Below are 25,866 nucleotides of genomic sequence, written 5' to 3' on the forward strand. Positions count from 1 at the left end.
ACATGACCGACAAGCAAACCGCACCGCAACAGGCCGGCGACCTGGTCGAAGTGGAAAACTTCGCACCACAGCCCTCGCTGCTCGACAGCATCATTTCGCAAAGCCGCGTGGCCCGCTCCGACACCGAGCGCAACCGCACCCGCGACCTGATTGGCGAACTGGTGAACCAGGTGCTCGAGGGTGAGATGACCCCGAGCAAGGACCTGATCGCCGTGCTCGATTCGCGCATCGCCGAAATCGACGCGATGCTCTCCGAGCAGATGAACGAGATCATGCACGCCCGCGAGTTCCAGCAGTTGGAAGCCTCCTGGCGCGGCCTGAAATACCAGGTAGACCAGACCGAGACCAGCACCACGCTGAAGATCCACCTGCTCAATGCCTCGAAGAAAGACCTGGTGCGCGACCTGAAGGCCGCCAGCGAATTCGACCAGAGCGCGCTGTTCAAGAAGGTCTACGAAGAAGAGTACGGCACCTTCGGTGGCGCGCCTTTCGGCATGTTGATCGGTGACTACGAGTTCAACCGCAACCCCGAAGACATGTACCTGCTCGAAGAGATCTCGCATGTCGCGGCGGCGGCGCACGCGCCGTTCATCTCGGCCGCTTCGTCCGAGCTGTTCGGCTGGGACTCGTTCACCGAGATGTCCGGCCCGCGTGACCTGGCGAAGATCTTCGACACCGTGGAATACGCCAAGTGGAAGTCGTTCCGCGCCTCGGAAGACTCGCGCTACGTCGGCCTCACCCTGCCCCACGTGCTCGGTCGTCTGCCGTATGGCCCGGATACCACCCCGGTGGAAGAATTCAACTTCGTCGAAAGCGTCGATGGCCGCGACCACAACAAATACCTGTGGATGAACGCCGCCTACGCCCTCGGCACCCGCGTCACCGATGCCTTCGCCCGCTACGGCTGGTGCGTGGCCATCCGCGGCGTGGAAGGCGGCGGCCTGGTCGAAGGCCTGCCGACCCATACCTTCAAGACCGACGACGGCGAAATCGCCCTCAAGTGCCCGACCGAAATCGCCATCACCGACCGCCGCGAAAAAGAGCTGTCGGATCTGGGCTTCATCCCCCTGGTGCACTGCAAGGGCACCGACTATGCCGCGTTCTTCGGCACCCAGTCGGCGCAGAAACAGAAGCAGTACAACACCGACATCGCCAACGCCAACGCACGCCTGTCGGCCCAGCTGCAATACATCTTCGCCACTTCGCGCATCGCCCACTACATGAAGGCGATCATGCGCGACAAGATCGGCAGCTTTGCCTCGCGTATGGATGTCGAGCGCTTCCTCAACCAGTGGCTGGCCAGCTATGTGCTGCTCGACGACACCGCCAGCCAGGAGGCCAAGGCCAAGTTCCCGCTGCGCGAAGCCCGCGCCGAGGTGTTCGAAGTGCCCGGCAAGCCAGGCGTGTACAAGGCCGTGACCTACTTGCGCCCGCACTACCAGCTGGATGAACTGACCGCCTCGCTGCGGCTGGTTGCCGAGCTGCCACAGGGCGCACGCGGCTGACAGGCCGTTGTGTACAGGGATGACACATGAGTAACCAGGCCCGCCTGCTGCCCTCGCTGCTCGACCGACTGCTGGACGACCGTCCCTACCAGTCGGCCGAGCCCGCAGCACAGCGCACCTGCTCGCTGGCCGAGTACAAGGCCAGCATCGTCCGCGACCTCGAAGTACTGGTGAACACCCGCCAGTCCCTGGTCGCCGAAGAGCTCGACGGCTTCAGCCAGCTCGGTGGTTCCATCCTTGAATACGGCATGCCGGACTTCATCAGCCGCAGCGTGCTCGACCCGCACGATCGTCGCCTGATCCAGCAACAGCTGGAGCGGGCGATCAGCACCGGAGACCGGCGCTTTCGCCGGGTCCGTGTTCAGCTGTTGGCCCAGCAGAACGGCCACCGCATGTTGACCTTCCGCGTGGACGCCGTATTGCGTCTGCAGGACATCAGCCGCCAGGTGTCATTCGACGCCGTGCTGCAGGTCAACACCCAGGAATACAAAGTGCAGAACCTCAACTGATGCTCGACGAACTGCTGCCCTACTACGAAAAGGAACTGTCGCACCTGCGCTTTCTCGGCCAGGAGTTTGCCGCGCAGTACCCGAAGATCGCTTCGCGGTTGCTGATCGAGGGCGACAACTGCGAAGACCCGCACACCGAGCGCCTGATCGAGGCGTTCTCGTTCCTGTCTGCGCGGGTGCACAAGAAGCTCGATGACGAGTTTCCGGAGATCGTCGAATCCTTCCTCGAGGTGCTGTACCCCCACTACCTGCGCCCTACTCCGTCGATGTCGATTGTCGAACTGAGCCTGGGCAGGCACGAGAAAGTCACCGAAGCCTACCGCGTGGCGCGCCATACCGAGATGCATGCCAACCCCGTGGAGGGCGTGGTGTGCAAGTTCCGCACCTGCTACCCGGTAGAGCTGTGGCCGATTGCCGTGCAGCAGGCCTCGTTCACGGAAATGGAACGTTCGGCCTTCAACGGGCACAGCGCCGACCTGGTCGCTCGTCTGCGCATCCGCCTGGCAGCCACCGGCGATGCCCTGTTCGGGCAGATGGACATGAACCGCCTGCGGTTCTTCCTCGACGGCGAAGCGACCCTGATGCTGCAGCTGTACGAGCTGTTGTTCAACAACCTGGCCAAGGCCACGCTGAGCTTCGACGACCAGGGCCGCAGCCGCGAAGTGGCGCTGCCGGCCGATGCCCTGAAAACCGTGGGCTATGCCCGTGACGAAGGCCTGGTGGACTACTCCGAACGCTCATTCCTGGGCTACCGCCTGCTGCACGAGTATTTCACCTTCCCCGACAAGTTCATGTTCTTCGACCTCAGTGGATTTGCCCGCATCCTGCAGGGCAAGGCCATCGAGCAGGTAGAGGTCAACTTCTATTTCTCCGACTACGACCTCAGCGAGCGCCTGGCGCGGCTGACCCAGAACATCGGGCGCAACAACTTCAAGCTCAACTGCACGCCGATCATCAACCTGTTCCGCCAGCAGGCCGAGCCGATCAAGCTGACCCACACCCAGCACGAATACCCGGTCACCCCTGATACACGGCTGCACAACGCTGCAGAAGTGGTCTCGATCGACCGGGTACGGCGGGTGCGCAAACTCGGCGGTATCGACCAGGTCGCCACCTGCCAGCCGTTTTTCGAACCCCGGGGTGAGCAAGACCCACACAGCAGCTTCTGGGTCGCGCGCCGGCGAAACCAGGGTGACGCCACTGCCATGAGCATCCGCGTGGTCGACCGCGATCTGGAATTGATCGACGCCAGCAGCGACACCCTCAGTATCGGCCTTACCTGCAGCAACCGCGACGTGCCGCTGATGCTGCCGTTCGGTGGGGAACGGGGCGATTTCACCATTCCCGCCAACTCGGTGATCAAGGATATCCGCTGCCTGCGCAAGCCCACCGCCACGGTGCGTGTGCCCTTGGGCAAGGGCCTGATCTGGCGGTTGATCGCCCACCTGTCGCTGAACCATCTGTCGCTGGTCAGCCAGGGCCGCGAAGTGCTGCTGGAGCTGTTGTCGCTGTACAACTACCGCAATGTCTCCGCCATTCGCAAACAGATCAACGGCATCAAGGCGATCAGCAGCGAACCGGTGGTCGCGCGCATTGGCCACCCGCGGCCAAATTTCGTGCGCGGCGTCGGCATCACCCTGACCCTGGACGAAAGCCAGTTCATCGGCAGCGGCGTGTTTCTGTTCGGCAGGGTGCTGGACCACTTCTTCGGCCAGTACTGCTCGATGAACAGCTTCACCCAACTGACCCTGCGCACCCAACAACGAGAAAAGAGAGTCGTCCAATGGCCAGCACGCACCGGCGATCAGCCCCTGGTCTGATCGATCAGGCCCGAGCCGAGCCGCACCGATTCGAATTCTTTCAATTGGTGCGCCTGCTCCGCCTGCACTACAGCCGCACCGGGCGCATGGACCTGGCAACCCGGCCGCACGAAGACCCGCTGCGTTTTCGTACCCAGCTGTCGCTGGCGTTCCCGGCCAGCGAGGTCAGCGACCTGCACTTCGAGCGCGAAGGCAAGGTGTCGCCGGCCGGATTGCCGCTGTCGGAAGTGCAGGTCACCTTCATGGGCCTGGTCGGGCCGTCAGGCGTGCTGCCACGCCCGTACACCGAGCTGCTGCTCGAGCGCCACGTGCAGTATCGCGACGATGCCGCCCATGCGTTTCTCGACATCTTTTCGCACCGCATGACCACGCTGTTCTACGAGGCCTGGCAAAAATACAAATTCCACATCGAGCACGAGCGCAATGGCACCTCAGGCTTCGATGGCTACCTGCTCAACCTGGTTGGCCTCGGGCCGCGCGCCCAGAAGCTGAAGTTCGAAGAGCAACCGTCAGCATTGCGTCGTGAGCTGTTCAGCTATTTTGCCGGCCTGCTCAGCCAGAAGCCGCGCAATGCGCTGAACCTTGAACGCATGCTCGGCTTCTATTTCTCGCTGCCGATCAAGGTCCAGCCGTTCGCCGGGCGCTGGCTGCACCTGCAGCCCGAACAATGCACCCAGCTCGGCCGCCGCAATGCCCAGCTCGGCCACAGCGCCGTCGCCGGCAACCGGGTCTGGGACTACCAGTCGTGCATCCGTATCGAGTTGGGCCCGCTGAACCTGGCCGACTACCAGCGCTTCCAGCCGGGCACCGCCTGCTACCGCAAGCTGGTCGAGCTGGTGCGCTTCTATATAGGTTCCGAACTGGATTTCGAAATTGCCCCACGCCTCAAGCGCGAGGCGGTGCCACGCGCCCAACTGGGCCGCAGCGGCAATGTCGCCCTGGGCTGGCTGGGTTGGCTCAAACGCCCTGGTCGTGACGCGGAGCCTTCGCGTTGCGCCGTCTTCCACATTCCTTACGATGGGGTCGCCTTGTGAACCTGAAGTCTCTGTTCGCCAAGCTCAACGAAACCAGCCGCACGGCCACCGAAAGCGCGGCGGCCCTGTGCCTGTCCGAGCACCATTACGACGTGGAAGTGGAGCACCTGCTGCTGCAGTTGCTCGACAACATCGACAGCGACCTGGCGCCGATCCTGCGCCACTACGAGGTCGTCGCCGAACGCCTGCAGGCGCAGCTGGTCACCGCCTTGGGCACCTTCAAGAAAGGCAATACCCGCACCCCGGCGCTGTCGCCACACATTACCCGCATGATCGAGCAAGCCTGGTTGCTGGCCTCGATCGAATACGGCGTAGGCCAGGTGCGCAGCGCCCACCTGCTGCAGGCCCTGCTTGACGATGCAGAACTGCGTCGCGTGGTGATCGCCTCGGCGCCGGAGCTGGAAAAAATCAACGCCGATGACCTGCGCCTGAACCTTGCCGCGCTGGTGGAGGGTAGCGCCGAGTCCAGGCAGGCCAGCCCGCTGGCCAGCCCAGCGGCGCCAGTGAGCACGTCGAGCAAGGCCAGCGGCAAGACCCCGGCGCTGGACCAGTACACGGTCAACCTTACCCAAAGTGCCCGCGAAGGCCGCATCGACCCGGTGCTGGGCCGTGAGTTCGAAGTACGGCAGATGGTCGACATCCTCACCCGCCGCCGGCAGAACAACCCGATCCTCACGGGCGAAGCCGGGGTCGGCAAAACCGCCGTGGTCGAAGGCCTGGCGCTGCGCATCGCCCAGGGTGACGTGCCGGCGGTGCTCAAGGACGTTGCCCTGCACACCCTCGACCTGGGCCTGTTGCAGGCCGGCGCCGGGGTCAAGGGCGAGTTCGAGAACCGCCTCAAGGCTGTGATCGAAGAGGTCAAGCGCAGCCTGCACCCGATCATCCTGTTCATTGACGAAGCCCACACCCTGATTGGCTCCGGCGGCCAGGCCGGGCAGAACGATGCCGCCAACCTGCTCAAGCCGGCCCTGGCCCGTGGCGAGTTGCGCACCATCGCTGCCACTACCTGGGCCGAATACAAGAAGTACTTCGAGAAGGACGCCGCCCTGGCCCGCCGCTTCCAGGTGGTCAAAGTGGAAGAGCCCGACGAAGACAAGGCCATTCACATGCTGCGCGGCCTGCTCGGCAAGATGCGCGAGCACCATAAGGTGGCGGTGATGGACGAAGCGCTGGTTCAGGCGGTACGCCTGTCCAACCGCTACATCACCGGCCGCCAGCTGCCCGACAAGGCGGTCAGCGTGCTCGACACGGCCTGCGCGCGCATTGCCCTGGCGCAATCTTCGCTGCCCGGCGCACTGGAAGACTGCCGTCGGCAGATCGACAACCTGCAGGCGGAAATCGGCGTGCTCGGCCACGAAGCCGGCAAGGGGCACGACCATGCCCGCCGCCTGGAAGCGCTGCAGGCTGCCCTGCAGGCCGAGCAGCAGCAGGAACAGCAGCTCAATGTTCAGTGGCAGCAGGAGCTGGAGCTGGTCGAACAGCTCAAGGCGCTGGACGCCGCCAACGATGCCGACGCCCAGCAGCTCAATACCCTGCGTGCCGAACTGGCGCGCGTGCAAGGCGACCAGCCACTGGTCCATGCGCTGGTCGACAGCGGCGCCATCGCCCAGGTTATCAGTGGCTGGACCGGCATCCCGCTGGGCAAGATGCTGCGTGACGAAATCGATACCGTGCAGCGCCTGCCGGCCCTGCTTGGTGAACGCGTGCTGGGCCAGGACCACGCCCTGCATGAGATCGGCAAGCGCATCAAGATTTCCCGAGCGCGCATGGAAGACCCGAACAAACCGATTGGCGTGTTCCTGCTGCTCGGCCCCAGCGGTGTCGGCAAGACCGAAACCGCCCTGGCCCTGGCCGACACCCTGTACGGCGGCGAGCGCAACCTGATCACCATCAACATGTCCGAGTACCAGGAGGCCCACACCGTGTCGAGCCTCAAGGGCTCGCCACCCGGCTACGTCGGCTACGGCGAAGGCGGCGTGCTGACCGAAGCGGTGCGCCGCAAGCCGTACAGCGTGGTCTTGCTCGACGAGGTGGAAAAAGCCCACCCCGACGTGCTGGAACTGTTCTTCCAGGTGTTCGACAAGGGCGTGCTGGACGATGGCGAAGGCCGCGAGATCAATTTCCGCAACACGGTGATCATCCTCACCTCCAACACCGGCACCGAGCGCATCATGCAGACCTGCCTGAACGCCACCGAGCTGCCGACGCCCGAGGCGATCGTCGAAGACCTGCGCGACCAGCTCAACCATGTGTTCAAGCCGGCCTTCCTCGGTCGCCTGAGCATCGTGCCGTTCTACCCGGTGCAGGACCAGATCCTCGAGCGCATCGTCGCCCTCAAGCTCGAACGCATCGCCAAGCGCTTCGCCCGCAACCACCAGGCCGAGCTCAGCTATGACCAGGCGCTGGTCAAGGCCATCGCCGCGCGCTGCACCGAGGTCGACAGCGGCGCACGCAACATCGACAACATCCTGTCCCAGACCCTGATGCCCGAACTCGCCCAGCGTGTGCTCGAGCGCATGGCCCAGGACGCGCCGATCCAGCACCTTGCGATCGAGCTGGGCAGCGATGGCGATTTCGCCTATCGCCTGGCCTGACCAGTACCCGGAGGTTTTGCCGTCATGCAACACAAGCACATCGTCCTCAAACGCCTGACCGCAGCCGCCTTGCTGGTGGCGCTGGCCGGCTGCGGGGTCACCGACCGTATCGGCAAGCGCATGGAAGACAGCTGGGCGGCCGACATGCTGGCCGACAGCGAAAAGGTCATCCTGACCTCCGACGGCGGCAACCAGCTCAACCCCGACGCCGAGGGCAAGCCGCTGTCGGTGGTGATGCGCGTGTATCAGCTGACCGACCTCGAGCGCTTCGCGGCTACCGATGCCGAGACCCTGTGGGACGCCCCGGAAAAAGCCTTGGGCAACACCCTGGTGGAAACCCGCGAGATCACCCTGCTGCCCGGCATTGGCCAGATCGACCAGTGGCCGCTGGCCAAGAACGCGCGCTACGTCGGCGTGGCGGCGTTCTTCCGCGATGAGCAGGACGCGCGCTGGAAAGTCGCCTTCGACGCCAACTCGCTGCGCAAGGACGGTATCTGGTTCTCCTCCGACGGCCTGCGGGTGCTGGTGGACAACACCGAAATCAGCGCCATGCGGGGCGTAGACGTACTGAACAAACCGCCGACCGCCGACCAGCTTGCCGCTGCGCAGAAGGCCAAGGATGCCGACGCGACCCTCACCGACAAGGTGCAGGACGCGGCCATCGACAAAGCCACCGACGCCGCCAGCCAGTCGGCCAGCAACGCCATGGATTCAACCTTCAACTCTTTAGTGGATAGCGTCAAATGAGCAAGCAGAGCCGGGTGATGTGGTCGGAAGGCATGTTCCTGCTGCCCCAGCACTTCCAGTATCAGGACGAATTCCATCAGCACCAGTTGGCTGAGGCGACCCTGCGCAGCACCCCTTTCCATTGGGGGGTTCAGGCGCTGCAGGTGGACGAGGACGCCCTGGCCAATGGTTCACTGCAGCTCAAGCGCCTGAAGCTGGTGTTCCCCGATGGCAGCCTCTACGACGCGCCGCAGCACGATCCGCTGCCGGCCGCGCGCGACCTCAAGGACCTGCTCAAGGCCAACGACCTGAAGGTGTATGCCGCGCTCAAGCTGCCCGAGCCATTCGGCCTCAACTACGTCGAGGATGGCCACGAACACAAGGCCGCACGGCGTTTCCGCAAGCAGTTCGACACCCTGCCCGACCTTAATGAAGGCGAGCTGGAAAACGAAATCACCAGCTTGCGCCTGAACGTCGTACTGCTGGTCGACGGTGACAGCCTCGACGGTTACAGCCACTGCCCACTGGCCAAGCTGACACGCAACAGCATGGGCGGTTTCAACGTTGACCCACATTTCGTCCACCCCACCTTGCACCTGGGCAGCCACGAGACCATTGCCGGCATCGGCAAGCGCCTGCTCGGCGCCCTGCAGGCCAAGAGCAAGGCGCTTTCCGGCCGACGCCGCGAGCGCGCCGACCAGATCGCCGAGTTCGGCTCCAGCGATGTGACCCTGTTCTGGCTGCTGAACACGGTCAACCGTGCCCACCCGCAGCTGGCGCATCTACTGGCCCACCCGCGCCTGCACCCGGAGCGCCTGTACCTGTTCCTGGCCGACCTTGCCGGCGGCCTGCTGACCTTCACCCTGGACACCCAGCTCAGCGACATCCCCGAGTACGACCACCACGACCCGGCCGCGTCGCTGGTCAAGCTCGACGAAATGATCCGGGTGATGCTCGACAACGTTGTGCCCAACCAGTGCATTGTCATCAACCTGACCCAGACCAAGCCATCGCACTGGCAAGGCCAACTGCACGACCCGCGCCTGGCCGAAGCCGACTTCTATATCGCCGTGCATGCCGACATGCCCGGCGCCAGCCTGCTGGAGCTGGTGCCCCGTGCCTTCAAGGTCGGTTCGCCGGAAGACATTGAAGTGGTGGTCAACAGCGCCATGCCGGGTGTCACCCTCAATCATGCCGCGCGGCTGCCGAACGCGATTCCGGTGCGCCTGGACAACCAGTACTTCGCCATCGAACCACACGGCACTGTGTATGAGCGAATGATCAGCGCCCAGGCCATCTGCTTCTATGCGCCCAGCGCCTTTACCAACCTCAAGCTTGAACTGATGGCGGTGCTCAAATGACCGAAGCCGTACTGCAACAGGGCGCCGTCCCGGCCGCCAGCGACAAACCGACGCTCAAGGACCTGGTCCAGGACTTCATCAGCATGGCGTTGATCGTACGTCGCGGCCGCCAGGTCACCTCGGTGCAGGCCTTCGAAGGTAGCGTCGAACGCTTCTTCGCCAACCTGGAACGTGATGCCCGTGCCGCCAACTACAGCGTCGAGCAGGTCAAGGACACCCAATACGCGTTGTGCGCCTTCCTCGACGAAAGCGTACTGCGCTCGGACGACAACGCGTTGCGTCGGCACTTTGAACTTCAGCCGTTGCAGTTCCGCTATTTCGGCGTGCACCTGGCCGGCGAAGGCTTCTTCGAGAAGGTCGATGCGCTGCGCGCCGACGTCAAGCAGAACATCGACGTGCTCGAGGTTTACCACCTGTGCCTGGCACTGGGCTTCGAGGGCAAGTTCAGCCTCGGGCAGAAAGACCAGCTGCGTTACCTGGCCAATACCCTGGGCCAGGATATTGCCCGCTACCGCAAGGCGCCCAAAGCCCTGTCACCGGACTGGGCACTGCCCGACCAGGTGTCGCAGATGCTGCGCCACGAAGTACCGCTGTGGGTGTATCTGGCGCTGATCGCGTTGGTCTGCGTCGCCGTGTACCTGACGCTGGACTGGTTGCTGGACAAGGACGTCGCCGCCCTGTCCGAACAAATCCGCCAGCTGTTCAGTGCCTGAGCACATACCAGGTAGCCGAGTCAGGAAGACATGAAAACATTACTGCGTCTGTTGAAAAGTTTCTGGGTGCTGCTGCCATTGCTGTGGCTGGCTAGCCTGTTGATTTGCTGGCTGGCCGCGCCGCTGGTGCCGTGGCTGCGTCATCATGTGCCTGAAGCGCTGGCAATCATCAGTGCCTGCTTCCTGCTGGTAATCGTGCTGCGCCAATACCAGCGCATTCGCGCCGAACACAACCTGGAGAGCCTGCTGCAGATCGAGGTCGACCGCTCGTGGAATGCCACTGGCGAGTTCCGTGACCAGCAGGTGCTGCGTGAGCGCCTGAAGCACGCCATCGCCATGCTGCGCACCGACCGCTCCGCGGGTGGCGGCGGCAAGGCGGCGCTGTCCGACCTGCCCTGGTACCTGGTGGTCGGCATGTCGGCGGCCGGCAAGACCTCGCTGCTGACCCATTCCGGCCTGTCGGCCAGCATCGCTACGGCCAACGACAGTGAAAGCGGCACCCAGCACTGCGACTGGTACTTCAGCCCCGACGCCGTGATGATCGACACCGCCGGGCGCTACCTGCGCGACGACCAGTCGGCCAGCGAGTTCTCGGCCTTTCTGCGCATGCTGCGTAAGCAGCGCGGCAAAGCGGCGATCAATGGCCTGGTGCTTGTGGTCAGCCTGCCCGAGCTGCTGGCGGCCAACAGCGATGAGCGCAATGCCCTGGCGGCCCAGTTGGTGGCACGGGTGGAAGAATACGCCGAATGCCTCGATGCCAACCCGCCGGTTTACCTGATGCTGAGCAAGACCGACCAGTTGCCGGGCTTCAGCCAGGCTTTCGACGGCCTCGACCTGCACGAACGCCAGCAGCCGCTGGGCATGACCTTTGGCCTTTCGGAAATCCGCACCAACGGCCTGCACGCCGTGCTGCAGACGCGCCTCAAGAAGCTGCAAGCTCATATTCGCCAGCACGTCGACGCGCAGATGATCGCCCTCGGTGCCGAAGCCGACAGCACCCTGCTGAATTTCCCGCAGTACTTCGCCGCCCTCAGCGGTGTGCTCGAGCAATTCCTCGAACACTTCACCCGCGGCCATCGCGGCGGCGCCCCGCTGCTGCTACGTGGCCTGTACTTCACCAGTGCACTGCAGAACGGGCAGCAACTGGGGCAGGTCTATGAAGACGTCATCGCCGACGAATTCGCCCTGCAGGCCGCCTACGATGAACAGGCCGGGCACGTCGGCAAGGCCCTGGGCAACCGGAGCTACTTCATCACCGACACCTTCCGCCAGGTGATCTTCCCCGACCGCGACCTGATCCTTTACCAGTCGCGCCTGGGCCGCCAGGCTGCGTTCAGCCCGCTGCTACTGGGCCTGGCCGCCGCCACCGGGTTGCTGTTCATCGGTTGGCAAGCGCTGTCGTTCGCCAATAACCGCCAGTGGCTGGACAGCCTGCGCGGGCAGCTGGCGCACATCGAGCAGGCAGCAGACCGCGAGCAGCAGCTGGCCGCAGGCAAGGGCCTGGAAGTGCTGCGTGAGCAGATGGCCAACGTCGAGGCCCATCGCCTGCAGGGAGTGCCCTTGCAGCTGGGTGGCGGCCTGTACCAGGGCGAGGCGATTCACCAGGTGACCCGCAGCGCCTACCTGGCGCAGCTGCGCAGCCAGGCGCTGGAACCGATCGCACGCAGCCTGCAAGTGCAGATGCGGGCGTTCAACACCTTCGCCAACGGTATCAACCAGGAGCTGGAATTCACCCCGGCCCCGCTGCCGAAGAAACGCAATGGCAAGCCGCTGGCCCCTGCCGTTGCAGCCAGGGCCAAGGCCGCGCTGGGCAACACCCGCGCTGGCGCCTATGCCGCCAAGGTCAACCTGGCCACTGCCAGCGATGGCGCCGAGCTGTCCGCCGCCACCGGTGGGCTGTCACTGTCCGAAGAAATGCTCGGGCGCCTGGACGAGCAGCAGGTGGCCTCGATCATCGAGGCCTACAACACCCTCAAGCTGTACCTGTTGCTGACCGAGCCCCAGGCCCATCCAGACCCGGCCTTCGTCGCTGCCAGCCTGCCCCAGGCCTGGGCCAGCGCCGCCGCCGAAGGCACCCCGGCCGACGCTGGCGTGATCGCGGAAAATGCCCCGCTGTACGTGCAGTTGCTGGAGCAGGGCCAAGCGCCGTCGTTGCCGCGCAACGAACAGCTGATCAACGAAACCCGGCAGAACCTCAAGTCGTTCATGATCTCCAGTTCGCTGGTCGATCGCGAATACCTGCGCCTGCAGCTCGAGTCGAGCCGGCAGTTCCCGGCGCTGAGCCTCAACGACCTGGTCCCGCAACCAGGCCGCGCGCTGCTGTACGGAACCGCGGGTGTGCCGGCGATCTACACCCGCCAGGGCTGGGACACCTTCGTCAAGCCCGAGCTGATCAAGCTGGTGTCGGGCAATCTGCGCAACGAGTCGGACTGGGTGCTGGACGGCGAAGGCGGCGATGCCATCGTGCAGAAGGCCAACTTCGTGCGCGAGTTCATGACCCGCTACAAGCGCGACTACACCCAGGCCTGGTACAAGATGGTCAGCAGCGTTGGCGTGCGCCACTTCGCCGACCTGGCCTCGGCGACCCGGGAACTGGGGCTGTTGAGCGACGTGCAGAACTCGCCAGTGAAGAACCTGCTGCAGGCGGTCAACGACAATACCCAGTGGGACCTGCCGGTCAAGCAGGCCATCCCGGCCCCAGGCACCAGCCGCGATGACGGTTTCTGGAGCAAGGTCACCGGTCTGTTCGACGCCAACGACACCCTGCCTGCCAACGTCGCCCCGGCCCTGCCGGCGGTGGACGACGGTAGCCTGGCCAAGCGCTTCGAGCCGGTGGCGCGGGTGTTCGCCGAAAACAACGCCGAAGGCGCCGACAGCACCATCATGGACCGCTACCTGGCCGCCTTGCGCAAACTCAAGGTGCGCATGAACAACATCCAGCGCTCGCAGGATGTGGGCAAGAGCAGCAAACAGTTGATCAGCGAGACCCTGGAAGGCCAGCCGAGCGAGATCACCACCGTGCGCAACTACGTGGAAAGCAGCGTCGACACCAGCCAGGATGGCCTGTCGCGCTCGCTGCAGGGGCTGTTCAGCCTGCCCATCCAGTATGCCTGGGCGACCCTGCGCGACCCGGCCGGCGAGCAGATCGCCAAGGCCTGGGCGCAGCAGATCGCCAAGCCCTGGGAGCAGGTCATGGCACACCGTTACCCGATTGCCGGCAGCAGCCGCAACGAGGCTTCGGTGAAAGACCTGCAACGCTTCGTGGATCCGGACAGCGGCCTGCTGCCGGCCTTCAAGCGCAACGAAATCGGCAACCTGGCCGGTGGTGAAGGTCTGGGCGTGGGCGATGGCAAGGGGCCGGCGCTGGTCAACCCTGGCATGCTCAACAGCATCGACAAGGCCAGCTCCGTGGGCCAGGTGATCGCCAGCCTGTCGGACCGTGACAACGGCTTCGAAATCATGCTGGAACCTTCGGCCAACTTCACCGACATCGTCTTCACCCTCGATGGCCAGGAGCAGCACTACCGCAACGGCCGCAGCAGCTGGAACCGCTTCGCCTGGCCGGGCACCAGCACCGCGCCGGGCGCGCGCCTGGACGTCGTCACCCTGAGCGGCACACGGGTCACCGTGTTCGACTTCCCTGGGCGGTGGGGCCTGCTGCGCATGAACGAGAGCGCTCGGGTCGACGACCTGGACGGCATTCAGCAACGCTTCAGCTGGAACACCGCCAGCGGCCGCGTAAGCCTTGTCGTGCGCAACTTCGGTGGGGTCAAGCTGACCGATCTGGGTGACGTCAAGGCCCTGAGCGCCCTCAACAGCAGGGGCGCGCAATGATCGGTTGCTTCGGCAAGCTGCCGTCGAGCGCAGATTTCGTCAGCCTGCATGGGGCGGCGGAAGAAGTCTGCGAGTTCGACGCCTGGTTGCAGTCATCACTGGCAGCCATGCGCTACCGCGATGACTGGCAGGCGTTGTTCGACGCGCTGCCGATGTGTTTTTTCACCTACCGCGCACGCAACGGCAACTGGCTACTGGGTGGCCTGCTCAGCTCGCGCGATGCCAGCCAGCGGCGCTACCCGTTCTTCATCTTCCAGCTGCTCAAGGGCGATGACAGTACTGGGCTGGTCAACCCGTTCACGCTTGGCGAGCTGTTCAGCGCGCAGATCAAGCCGATGCTGCACCAGGCCGTGCAAGGCGCCGACTGCATCCGCCTGTTCGAACGGATCAAGGCCTTGCGCCCGCTGCAGGGCCAGGACCTGGACCTGTTCCGCCGGGTGCACGCCAAGTTCCTGCATGATTTCAGCTTCGCGGATGTGGCCCGTGCCCTTCATGGATCCTGGCCAGGTTTCGACAGTGCCACCGCCCTCGCCCACCTCAAGCTCGGCAGTGCCTCGCTGCAGGGCGACTTTGCAGGCGGCATCGAATTGCCGTTGCCGGCCGAACGTGGCCTTAAAAACCCCACTGCCGACCTGTGGCTGACCTGGCTGGCCCGCATGAGCGAACACCGAGCGCTGCCGGCAGTGAGCCTGTTGGCCGACGATTTCATGCACCCGCAGCTGTACTGCTTCCCGGCGCGCCACGCCAGCTGTGCCTACCGCCTGCTCAGTGGCTGTGCCGACCCGCGCCAGCACCTGGAGTTGCTCAGCCCGCTGACAACGGTGCCACGGCTGCACGATTACGACCGCCCCCTTGAACATGTCATCGACCAGTTCGTCGATGCACTGGATGCGACGCCTGTATGAACAAGCTCAAGTACTACTGCCTGCGCTACCAACCCTACCTGCTGGGCGTGGCGTTCTTCCTGGCGATTTTCCTGGTCTGGGCCATCGGCCGAGCCTTCGGCTTCGCCTCGCTGCACAGCCTGCTGGCCGGGATCGGCGTGTTTCTGCTGCTGTCGGCGGGCTATGTACTGCTGCTGTACCGCGGAGTGGGTCAGCACCACAACCTTGAAGGCCTGCTGCGCGACGACGCCGACCAGGCTGTACTCAGTGCAGCCCCGGCCGACCGGGAAGAAGTCAGCCTGTTGCGCGAGCGCCTGCTGCAGGGCATCGAGCGCCTGCACAGCAACAAGCCGCGCGGTACCTCGAACAAGGATGCACTGTATGCCCTGCCCTGGTACCTGGTCATTGGTCAGCCTGCCGCCGGCAAGAGCACGATGATCCTGCAGTCGGGCCTGAACTTCCCTTATGCCGAGCGCGAAGGCGTGCGGGTCGCGGGCCTGGGCGGCACGCGCAACTGCGACTGGTTCTTCAGTTCTGAAGCGGTACTGCTGGACACTGCCGGGCGCTACATGAACAGCCCCGAGGAAGCCGGCAAGTGGCGCGGCTTTTTGCAACTGCTGCGCCAGCATCGCCAGCGCCGCCCCCTTAACGGCTTGATCGTCAGCGTCAGCATCGCCGATATCCTGCATGGCTCGGTCGAAGACCAGGAGCGCGTGGCCAAGCGCCTGCGCGAACGCATTCAGGAAAGCTGCGCGCTGCTGGAAGTGCGTCTGCCAATCTACCTGGTTTTCACCAAGTGCGACCTGATCCCTGGTTTCACCGCGTTCTATCGCCAACTGGACGACGCGGCTCGTGGTGAAGTGATGGGTAAAACCTTCTCTCACAAGGGTTACGAGCAAGCCGACTGGGGCCAGCGCTTCAGCAATGCGATGGACGAGCTGACCCGTTACTGGGGGCAGATGGCGAGCCAGCAGCTGGTGCAGCAGGATATCCAAGTCACTCGGCAGAACAACGCTGCCTACCGCTTCCCGCTGGAGCTGGCCGCGCTCAAGCCGCGCCTGCATCAGTTCGTCGACAGCCTGCTGCGTGCCAACCCTTACCAGAATGCCGAAATGCTGCGCGGTTTCTATTTCACCGCGGCGCTGCAGGCCGACGAGGCTCAATGGGGCTGCCACGGCCAGCATGTGGCCGAACGCTTCGCGCTCGAACACGCAGAAGGAACGGGCACTGCCGGCAGCCAGCCGGCGCCGCTGTTCATCAACAGCCTGTTCCGCAAAGTGATCATTCCCGACCAGCATTTGGTGGCGCTGTACACCAGCAACCACCGTGAACGCCGGCGCAAGGCCGGGTGGGTGGGCGCTGCCGGCCTGGCGGCACTGGTGCTGTGCAGCCTGTGGGGCTGGTCGTACCTGAACAACCGCGCCACCCTGGCCAGCATTGCCGGCGAACTGGCCCAGGCCAAGGCCGACGACCAGGCGGCCAGCGGCCAGTACACCGCCTGGCGAAGCCTAGACCGCCTGCGCTTCTGGGCTGCTCACTACCATGAGCAACACCACGCAAAGGGCGTGCCCCTCGGTATGCGCCTGGGCCTGTACCAGGGCCATGAGGTCGAGCCGCTGCTACGCGACCGCTACTTCGCCACGTTGCAGAATGTGATGCTAAAGCCCACGGCCGATAATCTGACCCGTACCCTGTACCTGCTGACCACGCTCAAGGTCTACCAGCGCAACACCCGTGAGCTGCAGCCAGTGAGCGGTATTGACAGCGTGGAGGCCGAGGCGCTGCCCCATGACAACCGGGCCCAGTCGATCGCCAATTTCGGAAAGGCGGCGCTGGACACTTATGTGATGCTTTCTCCGGGCCAGCGCGAGCATGCCGACCCGGCGTTTCTCAAGGCGCACCTGCCGGACTACTGGTACCCGGCCATCGCCCGCCATACCGGTAAGAGCATGGCCGCCGCTGGCAGCGAGGCCGGTGGCAACCAGGACTACCTGTACGCCAGCCGCCAGATCACGTTCTACAGCGACCAGATTCGAGAGCCAGATGTACCGCGCATCCTCGACAACGCCTTCCTGATGTCCAGTTCGCGCAACTACATCGATAGCCTGCGGGCCCAGTCACTGCGTGCCATCGAGACCATCACGCTGGAGTCCGACACCCTGTTCGCCTTCGGCCGCGCCGACTTCCAGAGCCTGAAAAACGAAGGCCAGCATCAGCTGAGCGCAATTGCCAGCAAGCTGCTGAACACCCCGAATATCGGCAAGATCATCATCTCGGGGCACGCCGACCAACTGGGTGACAGCCAGGGCAACCTGCAGGTTTCGAAACAACGGGCACAAACCATCCGCACCTATCTGGTTGGCAAGGGCGTACCTGCCGAGCTGGTGGTCGCGCAGGGTGAAGGCAGCCGCAAGCCATTGGTCAACTGCGACATGCAACAACCGCGAACGCAGTTGATCAAGTGCCTGGAGCCCAACCGCCGGGTGGAAATCGAAGTGCGTGGGCTTAACTGAGCCACGCCGCAAAAACCGGTCGCCGGGGCCTCACAGGATGAGGCCCGGGCGGCGGCAAGCTACCTCTGCCGGCGCGCCCGGCGAGGTCAAAACCAAGGGGCGCATGAGCAACCCTTTACATGTTGTTAATGGAGAGTTTCACAATGGCATTTGACGCGTATATCCAAATCGACGGCATCCCAGGCGAAGTTCTGGATGAAAAACACAAGGACTGGATCGAAGTGCTGGGCTACGAGTACGGCGCCACCCAGGCTACGTCGGCAACCGCCAGCTCCTCGGGCGGTGCGTCCTCCGAGCGCGTTGCCCTGAGCGACTTCAAGATCCGCAAGGCAGTCGACAAGGCATCGGCCAAACTGTTCGAACACTGCTGTACCGGCAAGCACATCGCCAAACTGAAGCTGAACGTGAACCGCGCCGGTGGTGACAAGGTCACCTACCTGACCATCGACATGGAAGAAGTGGTGGTCTCTTCGGTCAGGTTTGTCGCCGGTGGCAACCAGAGTGGTGAAGACAAGGCGGTCAGCGACCTGCCAGTTGAAGAAATCAGCTTCAACTTTGCCCGCATCAAAACCACCTACACCCAGCAGAACCGCACCGACGGCCAGGCCGGCGGCAACATCGTGGGTGGCTGGGACCGCACCGCGAACAAAGTGTTTGCCTAAGCACGTACCGAACCATGGGCCGCTTCGGCGGCCTGTGTTCTGCAGCGCGCCGGGTTTTCCGGCGCGCTGTTCACTAGCCATGTCCAGAGTGTTCTATGCCTGAAATTCTCAATGACCTCTCGCTGGCCACACTGGTCGCCCCTATCGAGGGTGGCAGTGGCGAAGACTTGAGCTTCTCTGCCTTGTTCGACCAGATCAAGGAGGCACGCCGGGCGGACCCAGACTACCTGACCCAGGGCGACTGGCAAACCGACTTGAAGACTGCCGACTGGGAGCAGGTGATCAACCTGTCGGCTCAAGGGCTTGCGCAGCAAAGCAAAGACCTGATGCTGGTGGCCTGGCTCTGCGAGGGGCTGGCCCAGCGTGAACACTTCGAAGGCATCACCTTTGGCCTCGAGCTGACCGAACAGCTCCTGGTTGCGTTCTGGGAAACGCTGTACCCCACCCTCGAAGACGGCCTGGACGAGCGCGCGGCGCGACTGTCCTGGTTGAAGACCACGCTCACCGACATTGCCGGTGGCTTGCCCATTATCCAGGGGCAGCATTTTGGCGTGTTGCGCTATGACGAATCACGCCATGTAGAAAACCTCGCCTTGCAAAACCCCAAGGCGATGCAGACAGCACTGAACGAAGGCAAGATCAACGCCGAGATCTTCCAGCGTTCGGTAGCGCTTACCGACACCGACTACCTGCGCGCCAAGGCCCAGCAGATCGCTACCAGCCTGAATGCATGCAAACGCCTGCAGGCCAGCGCCGACCGCCTGTTCGGCCACGAGGCGCCCAGCTTTGCCAGCCTTGCCGACATGCTTTCGCGTGCCAGCCAACTGGCGGAAAAACTGCTCAAGGACCGCGGCGTCGAGCTACACCCCGCCATCCCGGAAGAAGCACAGCCACAGGCCACGGGTGCCAACCTCCACGAAGCAGGTGAAGCGATGAATGCCACGCCCCCGACGACCGCGCCTGCAGCCCTGCGCACCACCCCGCTGACCCGCGACGAGGCATTCACCATGCTTGCGGGCATCGCCCAGTACTTCAAACAGAGCGAACCGCAAAGCCCGGTACCCTACCTGATCGAACGTGCGATCAAGTGGGGCAACATGCCGTTGGAAGGCTGGTTGAGTGACGTGATCAAGGACAACAATGTGGTGGACAACATCCGCGATGTGCTGGGTACCCGCTAGGGTCTGCAATAAAAGCCTTGAGACGAACGTCAGGTAAGGCGAAGACAGCCGGCGCCCTGCCACCCCACCGGCTCCATCGGGTAGATTCCTTGACTGCTGCCCACGCAAGGGCGCTGCAATTGCTGTTAACTTGAGCGCACTGCTCAGCTTCAGACAAGGACTGATTCATGCCTCCAAGCCCGACCACCCCAAGCGGTTTCATCCGCGTTCGTGGCGCCCGCGAGCACAACCTGAAGAACATCGATGTCGATATTCCCCGCGATGCCTTGGTGGTGTTCACCGGCGTGTCCGGCTCGGGCAAGTCCTCGTTGGCGTTCTCCACGCTGTATGCCGAAGCCCAGCGGCGTTATTTCGAATCGGTGGCGCCCTATGCCCGGCGCCTGATCGACCAGGTTGGCGTGCCGGATGTCGATGCCATCGACGGGCTGCCGCCGGCGGTGGCCCTGCAGCAACAACGCGGCACGCCGAGTGCACGTTCCTCGGTGGGTAGCGTGACCACCTTGTCCAGTTCGATCCGCATGCTCTATTCACGCGCAGGCCACTATCCGGCCGGGCAAGCGATGCTGTACGCCGAAGACTTTTCTCCGAACACGCCCCAGGGCGCTTGCCCGCAGTGCCATGGCCTGGGCCGTGTCTACGAGGTGACCGAAGCGACCATGGTTCCCGACCCGTCGCTGACCATTCGTGAGCGTGCGGTGGCGGCGTGGCCAATGGCGTGGCAAGGGCAAAACCTGCGCGACATTCTGGTCACGCTGGGCTATGACGTCGATATCCCTTGGCGCGACCTGCCTCAGGCGCAGCGCGACTGGATCCTGTTCACTGAAGAGACGCCCACCGCCCCCGTGTATGCCGGCCTGACCCCGGCGCAGACCCGCGAAGCGCTCAAGCGCAAGCTGGAGCCCAGCTATCAAGGCACGTTCATGGGTGCCCGGCGTTACGTGCTGCATACCTTCATGCACTCGCAGAGCGCGCAGATGCGCAAGCGTGTGGCCCAGTACATGCGCCCCAGCCCCTGCCCGCTGTGCCAGGGCAAACGCCTGAAGCGCGAAGCGCTGAGCGTGACCTTCGCCGGGCTGGACATCGCCGAACTGTCGCACCTGTCGTTGCAGGCGCTGGCCGAAGTGTTCCGCAAGGTGGCGGCAGCCGACTACCTGACCCGGCAGCAGGACGAGCTGACACTGGAAAAACGCCTGGCGGCCCAACGCATCGCCAACGAGCTGCTCGAACGCATTGATACGCTGCTTGACCTCGGCCTCGGTTACCTGGCACTGGAGCGCAGCACCCCGACCTTGTCTTCTGGTGAACTGCAACGCCTGCGCCTGGCCACGCAGCTGAATTCGCAGCTGTTCGGGGTGGTCTACGTACTCGACGAGCCGTCGGCCGGCTTGCACCCGGCCGACAGTGAAGCGCTGTTCGAAGCCCTGCAGCGCCTGAAACAGTCTGGCAACTCGGTGTATGTGGTGGAGCACGACCTGGACACCATGCGCCGCGCCGACTGGCTGGTGGATGTAGGGCCAGCTGCCGGCGAGCACGGCGGCACAATCCTCTACAGCGGGCCGCCTGCCGGCCTGGTCGAGGTGCAACAGTCATGCACCCGCACCTACCTGTTCAATGCCCCGGTACAGGCCGCACGCGCCCCCCGCCAGGCCCGCGACTGGCTGAAGCTTGAAGGCATCACGCGCAATAACCTCGATAACCTGAGCGCTGCATTTCCGCTGGGCTGCTTTACCGCCGTTACCGGTATTTCCGGCTCGGGCAAATCCAGCCTGGTCAGCCAGGCCCTGCTGGAATTGGTGGGGGCACACCTGGGCCATGCCGAGCAACGTAGCGAGCCCGAAGCGCAAAGCCTGGAAGACGAACCCGAACAGACCAGCAGCGGCCACGTAAGCGCCGGGCTTGGCAGCATCAAGCGGCTGGTGCAAGTTGACCAGAAGCCGATCGGCCGCACGCCGCGCTCCAACCTGGCCACCTACACAGGCCTGTTCGACCACGTGCGCAAACTCTTCGCGGCGACCGAGCAGGCCAAGGCACAGGGCTTCGACGCCGGGCGCTTTTCCTTCAACGTTGCCAAGGGCCGGTGCGCCAACTGCGAGGGAGAGGGTTTCGTCAGCGTAGAGTTGCTGTTCATGCCCAGCGTATATGCGCCCTGCCCGACCTGCCAGGGTGCCCGCTACAACCCCGAAACCCTGGCGGTGAGCTGGCAAGGCATGAACATCGCGCAAGTGCTGCAGTTGACCGTCGACCAGGCCCTGCAGGTTTTTGCCGAGCAACCGCCTGCCCGCCGTTGTCTGCAAGTGCTGCAGGATATCGGCCTGGGCTACTTGCGTCTGGGCCAGCCGGCCACCGAGCTGTCCGGTGGTGAAGCGCAGCGGATCAAGCTGGCGACCGAACTGCAGCGCATGGCCCGCGGGGTGACCCTGTATGTGCTGGATGAGCCCACCAACGGCTTGCACCCGCAGGACATCGACCGGCTGCTGGTACAGCTGAACCGCCTGGTAGAAAGCGGGCATAGCGTGGTGGTGGTCGAACACGACATGCGAGTGGTGGCGCAGAGCGACTGGGTGATCGATATCGGGCCGGGTGCTGGCGATGCCGGGGGCAAGGTGGTGGTCAGCGGCACGCCGCAGGTGGTGGCGGCATCTACCGACAGCCGCACGGCGGCGTTTTTGGCCAAGGCCTTGTGACCCCTGCGCATTGACTCAACGGAAATTGCTGTCGTTGCCTATAGCTTACATCCACCAAGCCAGCACCACCGGCAACCAGGCAAACGACAGCACCGTAGAACACATCACCAGGTTCGCCACCTGCTCTGGCTCACGGTTGGCCCGCACCGCCATCAGGTAGTTGAACACGGCTACCGGCATCGCCGACTGCACCATCAGCACCGCACGCTCCAGGCTGTCCATACCCAGTACCGCGCCCACTGCCCAGCCCACCGCAGCCCCCAGGCCAATGCGCAAGCCGCCCAGCAGCATGCCGCTGCCCACGTGACGCAGGCGAATGCTGGCCAGTGACACCCCCAGGGTCAGCAGCATGAGTGGAATGGTCATGCCGCCCAGCAGGTCTGCGGTGTTGGCCAGCCAACGCGGCAGTTCGAAATCGAGAAAAATGATGGGCATGGCGCCGGCCAGGCTGATGACGATAGGGTTGCGCAACAGCGCCTTGAGCGAAGCCGCCGTGCCGGAGATGGCCATGCCGATGGTGAACTGAACGATCGACAGGGTCAGGAAGAATGCCACGGCCAGGGCCAGGCCATGCTCACCGAAGGCATACAGACTGATCGGCAGGCCCATGTTGCCGGTGTTAGGAAACATGAACGCCGGCAGCAGTACCCGCCAGTGCATGCCCGACGCGCGACACACGAGCAAAGCGGCCAGGGCCATACCCAGGGTGCACAGCAAGCAGGCCACGGCCATGCTGGTAAAGGCATTCGGGTCCAGCTCGGTACGGCTGAGGGTGGACAGTACCAGCGAAGGTGTGCCGACGGTCATCACCACCCGGGCGATGAAGTCAGTGGGGTAATCCAGGCCCTTGCGGGCCCAGGCAAAACCAATTCCGGCGACGATGAAAACCGGGGCCAGGACTGCGAACAGCGACGCGAACATGGGGGCCTTCCTTGGTGGGGTTCGGCATTATGCAGCACTCTGTGAGATTACCGGGCCGATTTCAACGCACGCAGGAGCCGCCATCGAAAATGTCTGTGGAAGACATGTTCATGTCGCGCTGAGACTGCGGCGTCTCGTCGCACACCCGATCCCCTTGGGCAAAAGCGTCCAAGCCCGTAGAATCCCGCTTCCTTTTCGCCCGTCGCCTTGAACGGTGGCAACCAGCAGCAATGACAGAGTCAGCGCCTGAACACATGAACGCACATGTGAAGTAGGCTCAACCCTCCCCGCCCGGCCCATCTCCCATAGCGCCCAGCGGTTGAGTCTTGCCCAGGTCGCATCCGTGTCGCCACTCGCCCCTTGCCGGGTCGAGCCGGTGTGCGCGCCGAGAAGGTGCTCATTCCGCTCATCCAACTAGAGGTACGTATGTCTCCGCGTTTGCTGGCCATGGCGCTGGCGCCCCTGCTCGGGCTGTTCATCATTGCCCTGGGCAACGGCTTCATGTCTTCCCTGACCACCCTGCGCCTGGGCGCCGCCGGTGAGTCTGCAACTACCATTGGTATCGTCTCGTCGACTTACTTCATCGGCCTGACCCTCGGCGCCATCTTCAACGACCGGCTGATCCTGCGCATCGGCCACATTCGCGCCTATACCAGCTTCGCCTCGCTGATCGCCGTGACCATCCTGCTGCAAGGGTTGTTCTACGAGGTCACCTGGTGGTCGGTGCTACGCCTGATCAACGGCTGGGCCGCGGTGGGCGTGTTCCTGGTGATCGAAAGCTGGCTGCTGCTGGCCGGCGACGCGAAAATCCGCGGCCGCCTGCTGGCGCTGTACATGATCGCCTTCTACGGCGCCGGGGTGATCGCCCAGGCCGGTCTTGGCGAAATCACCCAGCTAGGCGATACCGCCCCGTTCATGCTGGCCGGCGTGCTGGCCGCACTGTCGGTGTTGCCGATCGTGATCCTGCCGCGGGTGTCGCCGCTGCTGGACCAGGTCGAACCCCTCAAGCCCCGCCAGTTGCTGGGCGTGGCACCGTCGGGCCTGGTCGGCTGCTTTGGCTCGGGTGTAGCGATTGCCGGCATCTATGCGCTACTGCCACTGTACTTGCAGCGCATCGGCCTGGAGGTGGGTGAGGTCGGCAACATGATGGCCTGGGTGATCCTTGGCGCGATGCTGCTGCAATACCCGGTCGGGCGCTGGTCCGACCGCAAGGACCGCCTCGATGTGCTGCTCGCGCTGGCCGCGTTGTGCGTTGTCCTGTCGCTTGTAACGGTGTTCCTGCCATCGGACTCGTTCCTGCTGCCGGCCATGCTGTTCCTGCTGGGTGGTGGCGTGTTCACCCTGTACCCGGTGGCGGTCAGCCATGCGGCCGACCGCGCGCCGTCCGATGCGCTGGTACCGATGATCCAGGGCCTGCTGCTGATCAACTCGCTGGGCTCGGCCATGGCACCGGTGGCCATTTCGCCGATGATGACCGAGTTTGGCGAGGCTGGGCTGTTCTGGGCGTTTGCCGTGGTCAACCTGGCCATGGTGTGCTTCTTCATGTGGCGCCGCGGCAAGCGCCCGGCGGCAGAGCACCCGGCGCCGTTCACCGCTTCGACCACCTTCTCGCCAACCGGTGCCGAGTTGCGGGTGACCGAAGACCTGATGCATGCGGCGCAGGAGCATCCGCCGCTGGAGCCGGTCGAAACCCCGGCACCCGCTCAGCGCTCGGAATCTTGTTGATTGCCACTCGTCGCCCAGAAGGCACCTCGCCAGCCGCTGCCAGCCAAACGAATGACAGATCTTGCACAAAGGAGAAGTCCCATGATCCGCATTCGCCCGCTGTCCCTGTGCCTGGCGCTGGCCCTGACCAGCCTGACCGGCGCTGCCTTCGCCGCCACCGACACCCATACCGACAGCCATCCGCAAACTGACCAGTCCGGCGGCAAGACCGCCGGTGAAGGCAGCAGCGTCAACAGCCCCGGTAGCAGCAAAGGTAACGACAGCAGTGACACAGGCAGCAACGCCGATGCCGCCGACGGTGCCACTGGCGGCTCCAACAGTACCGGCGAAGCCACTGGCTCTGGTGCCGGGGCCAGCGGAGGTACTGCCGAGGACCAGGACAGCCGCTGAAGCAGACCTGAACTAGACTAAGCCCTTGACGCCCTGCCAAGGATTGACCATGCACCTCAGACACTGGCTGTTCGCTGCTTTGCTGCCCTGCACAGCGTTAGCCGCCGCAGGCGGCCAAGGCGCGATGTCGGTCAGTTCCTCGTCTTTCACCGATGGCGGCGTCATTGCCCTGCAACAGGTCGGCCAGGACCCGGCATGCGGGGCCGGTGAAGAGCGGACCCCGCAACTGAGCTGGGACAACCTGCCCGCAGGTACGCGGTCGCTGGCCCTGATCATGTTCGACCCGGACGGTGGCAAGGGCGTGGGTGTGGTGCACTGGGTGGCCTACAACATCGATCCCGAACACGATGGGCTCAAGGAAGGCATGGCGGGGTTGAGCGGGCCCTACGTGACAGTGGGCCGCAACTCCCGTGGCACCCAGAGCTACCGCGGCCCCTGTCCACCCGCCGGCGACAACCCCCATCATTACGCCCTGACCCTGATTGCCACCGACCTGCCCTTGGGTACCTTGCCCGAGGGGCTGGACCGCAGCGGCCTGCTGCAACTGCTGCAAGGCCACGCCCTGGGGGCGCAGAGCCTGGTCGGACGCTACGGCCATTGAACCAGTCAGTACAAAAATAAATGATCGGCCCCATAGCATTTATCCATTGAATGGCCCGCACGAACTGAAGTAAGCTCGGGCTCATTCACTGGAGAGCAACATGCCGAAACACACCCGCAACCACGCCAACCACACCGGTCGCAGCCTGCGCCCTGTGCTGGCCGTTGCCGGTTGCGTGGCACCTGCCAGCTATTACTTTGGGTATTGGT

18 protein-coding genes are annotated in these 25,866 nt (G+C 64.0%); 17 read left to right on the forward strand and 1 reads right to left on the reverse strand.

The features are described from left to right. Window positions 1-2: 2 nt before the first annotated feature. The 14 genes from tssC (at window position 3) to N5D53_RS08450 (ending at window position 22,020) form a co-directional block, all read left to right on the forward strand. Window positions 3-1,505, forward strand: a complete 1,503-nt coding sequence (tssC, locus tag N5D53_RS08385) for a type VI secretion system contractile sheath large subunit (protein WP_003248356.1) — start codon at window positions 3-5, stop codon at window positions 1,503-1,505. Between the two features lie 26 nt (window positions 1,506-1,531). Next, window positions 1,532-2,014: a type VI secretion system baseplate subunit TssE gene (gene tssE, locus N5D53_RS08390; RefSeq protein WP_003248355.1), complete on the forward strand. Its 483-nt coding sequence runs from the start codon at window positions 1,532-1,534 to the stop codon at window positions 2,012-2,014. Further along, entirely contained in the window at window positions 2,014-3,834 is a 1,821-nt protein-coding gene (gene tssF, locus N5D53_RS08395) for a type VI secretion system baseplate subunit TssF (protein ID WP_121161668.1), read from the forward strand. Before tssE ends, tssF begins: the two co-directional genes overlap by 1 nt. Continuing rightward, window positions 3,798-4,868 (forward strand): type VI secretion system baseplate subunit TssG, encoded by a 1,071-nt coding sequence (gene tssG / locus N5D53_RS08400; protein WP_121161670.1) that lies wholly within the window; start codon window positions 3,798-3,800, stop codon window positions 4,866-4,868. Before tssF ends, tssG begins: the two co-directional genes overlap by 37 nt. Continuing rightward, a complete protein-coding gene (tssH, locus tag N5D53_RS08405) occupies window positions 4,865-7,462 on the forward strand; it encodes a type VI secretion system ATPase TssH (protein WP_104961768.1) in 2,598 nt (865 codons plus the stop codon). The genes tssG and tssH overlap by 4 nt, the downstream gene beginning before the upstream one ends. A 24-nt stretch (window positions 7,463-7,486) precedes the next feature. Further along, complete coding sequence (gene tssJ, locus N5D53_RS08410; RefSeq protein WP_014860349.1) at window positions 7,487-8,209, forward strand: type VI secretion system lipoprotein TssJ; 723 nt, start codon at window positions 7,487-7,489, stop codon at window positions 8,207-8,209. Beyond that, window positions 8,206-9,549 (forward strand): type VI secretion system baseplate subunit TssK, encoded by a 1,344-nt coding sequence (tssK, locus tag N5D53_RS08415; RefSeq protein WP_003248343.1) that lies wholly within the window; start codon window positions 8,206-8,208, stop codon window positions 9,547-9,549. The genes tssJ and tssK overlap by 4 nt, the downstream gene beginning before the upstream one ends. Continuing rightward, window positions 9,546-10,262, forward strand: coding sequence for a type IVB secretion system protein IcmH/DotU (gene icmH, locus N5D53_RS08420; RefSeq protein ID WP_004576640.1), 717 nt, complete (start codon window positions 9,546-9,548; stop codon window positions 10,260-10,262). The genes tssK and icmH overlap by 4 nt, the downstream gene beginning before the upstream one ends. 30 nt (window positions 10,263-10,292) lie before the next feature. Further along, a complete protein-coding gene (locus N5D53_RS08425) occupies window positions 10,293-14,096 on the forward strand; it encodes a type VI secretion protein IcmF/TssM N-terminal domain-containing protein (protein ID WP_121161676.1) in 3,804 nt (1,267 codons plus the stop codon). Beyond that, on the forward strand, window positions 14,093-15,001 hold the full coding sequence (tagF, locus tag N5D53_RS08430) for a type VI secretion system-associated protein TagF (protein WP_104961770.1): 909 nt from the start codon (window positions 14,093-14,095) through the stop codon (window positions 14,999-15,001). Before N5D53_RS08425 ends, tagF begins: the two co-directional genes overlap by 4 nt. Then, entirely contained in the window at window positions 14,998-17,493 is a 2,496-nt protein-coding gene (gene tssM, locus N5D53_RS08435) for a type VI secretion system membrane subunit TssM (protein ID WP_014860346.1), read from the forward strand. Before tagF ends, tssM begins: the two co-directional genes overlap by 4 nt. Before the next feature lie 143 nt (window positions 17,494-17,636). Beyond that, a complete protein-coding gene (locus N5D53_RS08440; protein WP_003248334.1) occupies window positions 17,637-18,155 on the forward strand; it encodes a type VI secretion system tube protein Hcp in 519 nt (172 codons plus the stop codon). A 95-nt stretch (window positions 18,156-18,250) separates the two neighbouring features. Next, window positions 18,251-19,336 (forward strand): type VI secretion system protein TssA, encoded by a 1,086-nt coding sequence (gene tssA, locus N5D53_RS08445; protein ID WP_012052418.1) that lies wholly within the window; start codon window positions 18,251-18,253, stop codon window positions 19,334-19,336. 167 nt (window positions 19,337-19,503) lie between these two features. Further along, on the forward strand, window positions 19,504-22,020 hold the full coding sequence (locus tag N5D53_RS08450) for an excinuclease ABC subunit UvrA (RefSeq protein WP_104961771.1): 2,517 nt from the start codon (window positions 19,504-19,506) through the stop codon (window positions 22,018-22,020). Window positions 22,021-22,065: 45 nt separating this feature from the next. On the opposite strand, the gene N5D53_RS08455 is transcribed toward N5D53_RS08450, so the two are convergent. Next, window positions 22,066-22,941 (reverse strand): AEC family transporter, encoded by an 876-nt coding sequence (locus N5D53_RS08455; protein WP_014591064.1) that lies wholly within the window; start codon window positions 22,939-22,941, stop codon window positions 22,066-22,068. A gap of 426 nt (window positions 22,942-23,367) precedes the next feature. Between N5D53_RS08455 and N5D53_RS08460 the strand changes: the two genes are divergently transcribed. The 3 genes from N5D53_RS08460 (at window position 23,368) to N5D53_RS08470 (ending at window position 25,657) form a co-directional block, all read left to right on the forward strand. After that, window positions 23,368-24,666, forward strand: coding sequence for an MFS transporter (locus N5D53_RS08460; RefSeq protein ID WP_003248327.1), 1,299 nt, complete (start codon window positions 23,368-23,370; stop codon window positions 24,664-24,666). A gap of 81 nt (window positions 24,667-24,747) precedes the next feature. Further along, complete coding sequence (locus tag N5D53_RS08465; protein WP_014591066.1) at window positions 24,748-25,056, forward strand: hypothetical protein; 309 nt, start codon at window positions 24,748-24,750, stop codon at window positions 25,054-25,056. Window positions 25,057-25,105: 49 nt separating this feature from the next. After that, entirely contained in the window at window positions 25,106-25,657 is a 552-nt protein-coding gene (locus N5D53_RS08470; protein WP_104961774.1) for a YbhB/YbcL family Raf kinase inhibitor-like protein, read from the forward strand. Window positions 25,658-25,866: the final 209 nt, after the last annotated feature.

It is taken from the genome of Pseudomonas sp. GD03862 (genome assembly GCF_029840855.1).
GTDB lineage: Bacteria > Pseudomonadota > Gammaproteobacteria > Pseudomonadales > Pseudomonadaceae > Aquipseudomonas > Aquipseudomonas alloputida.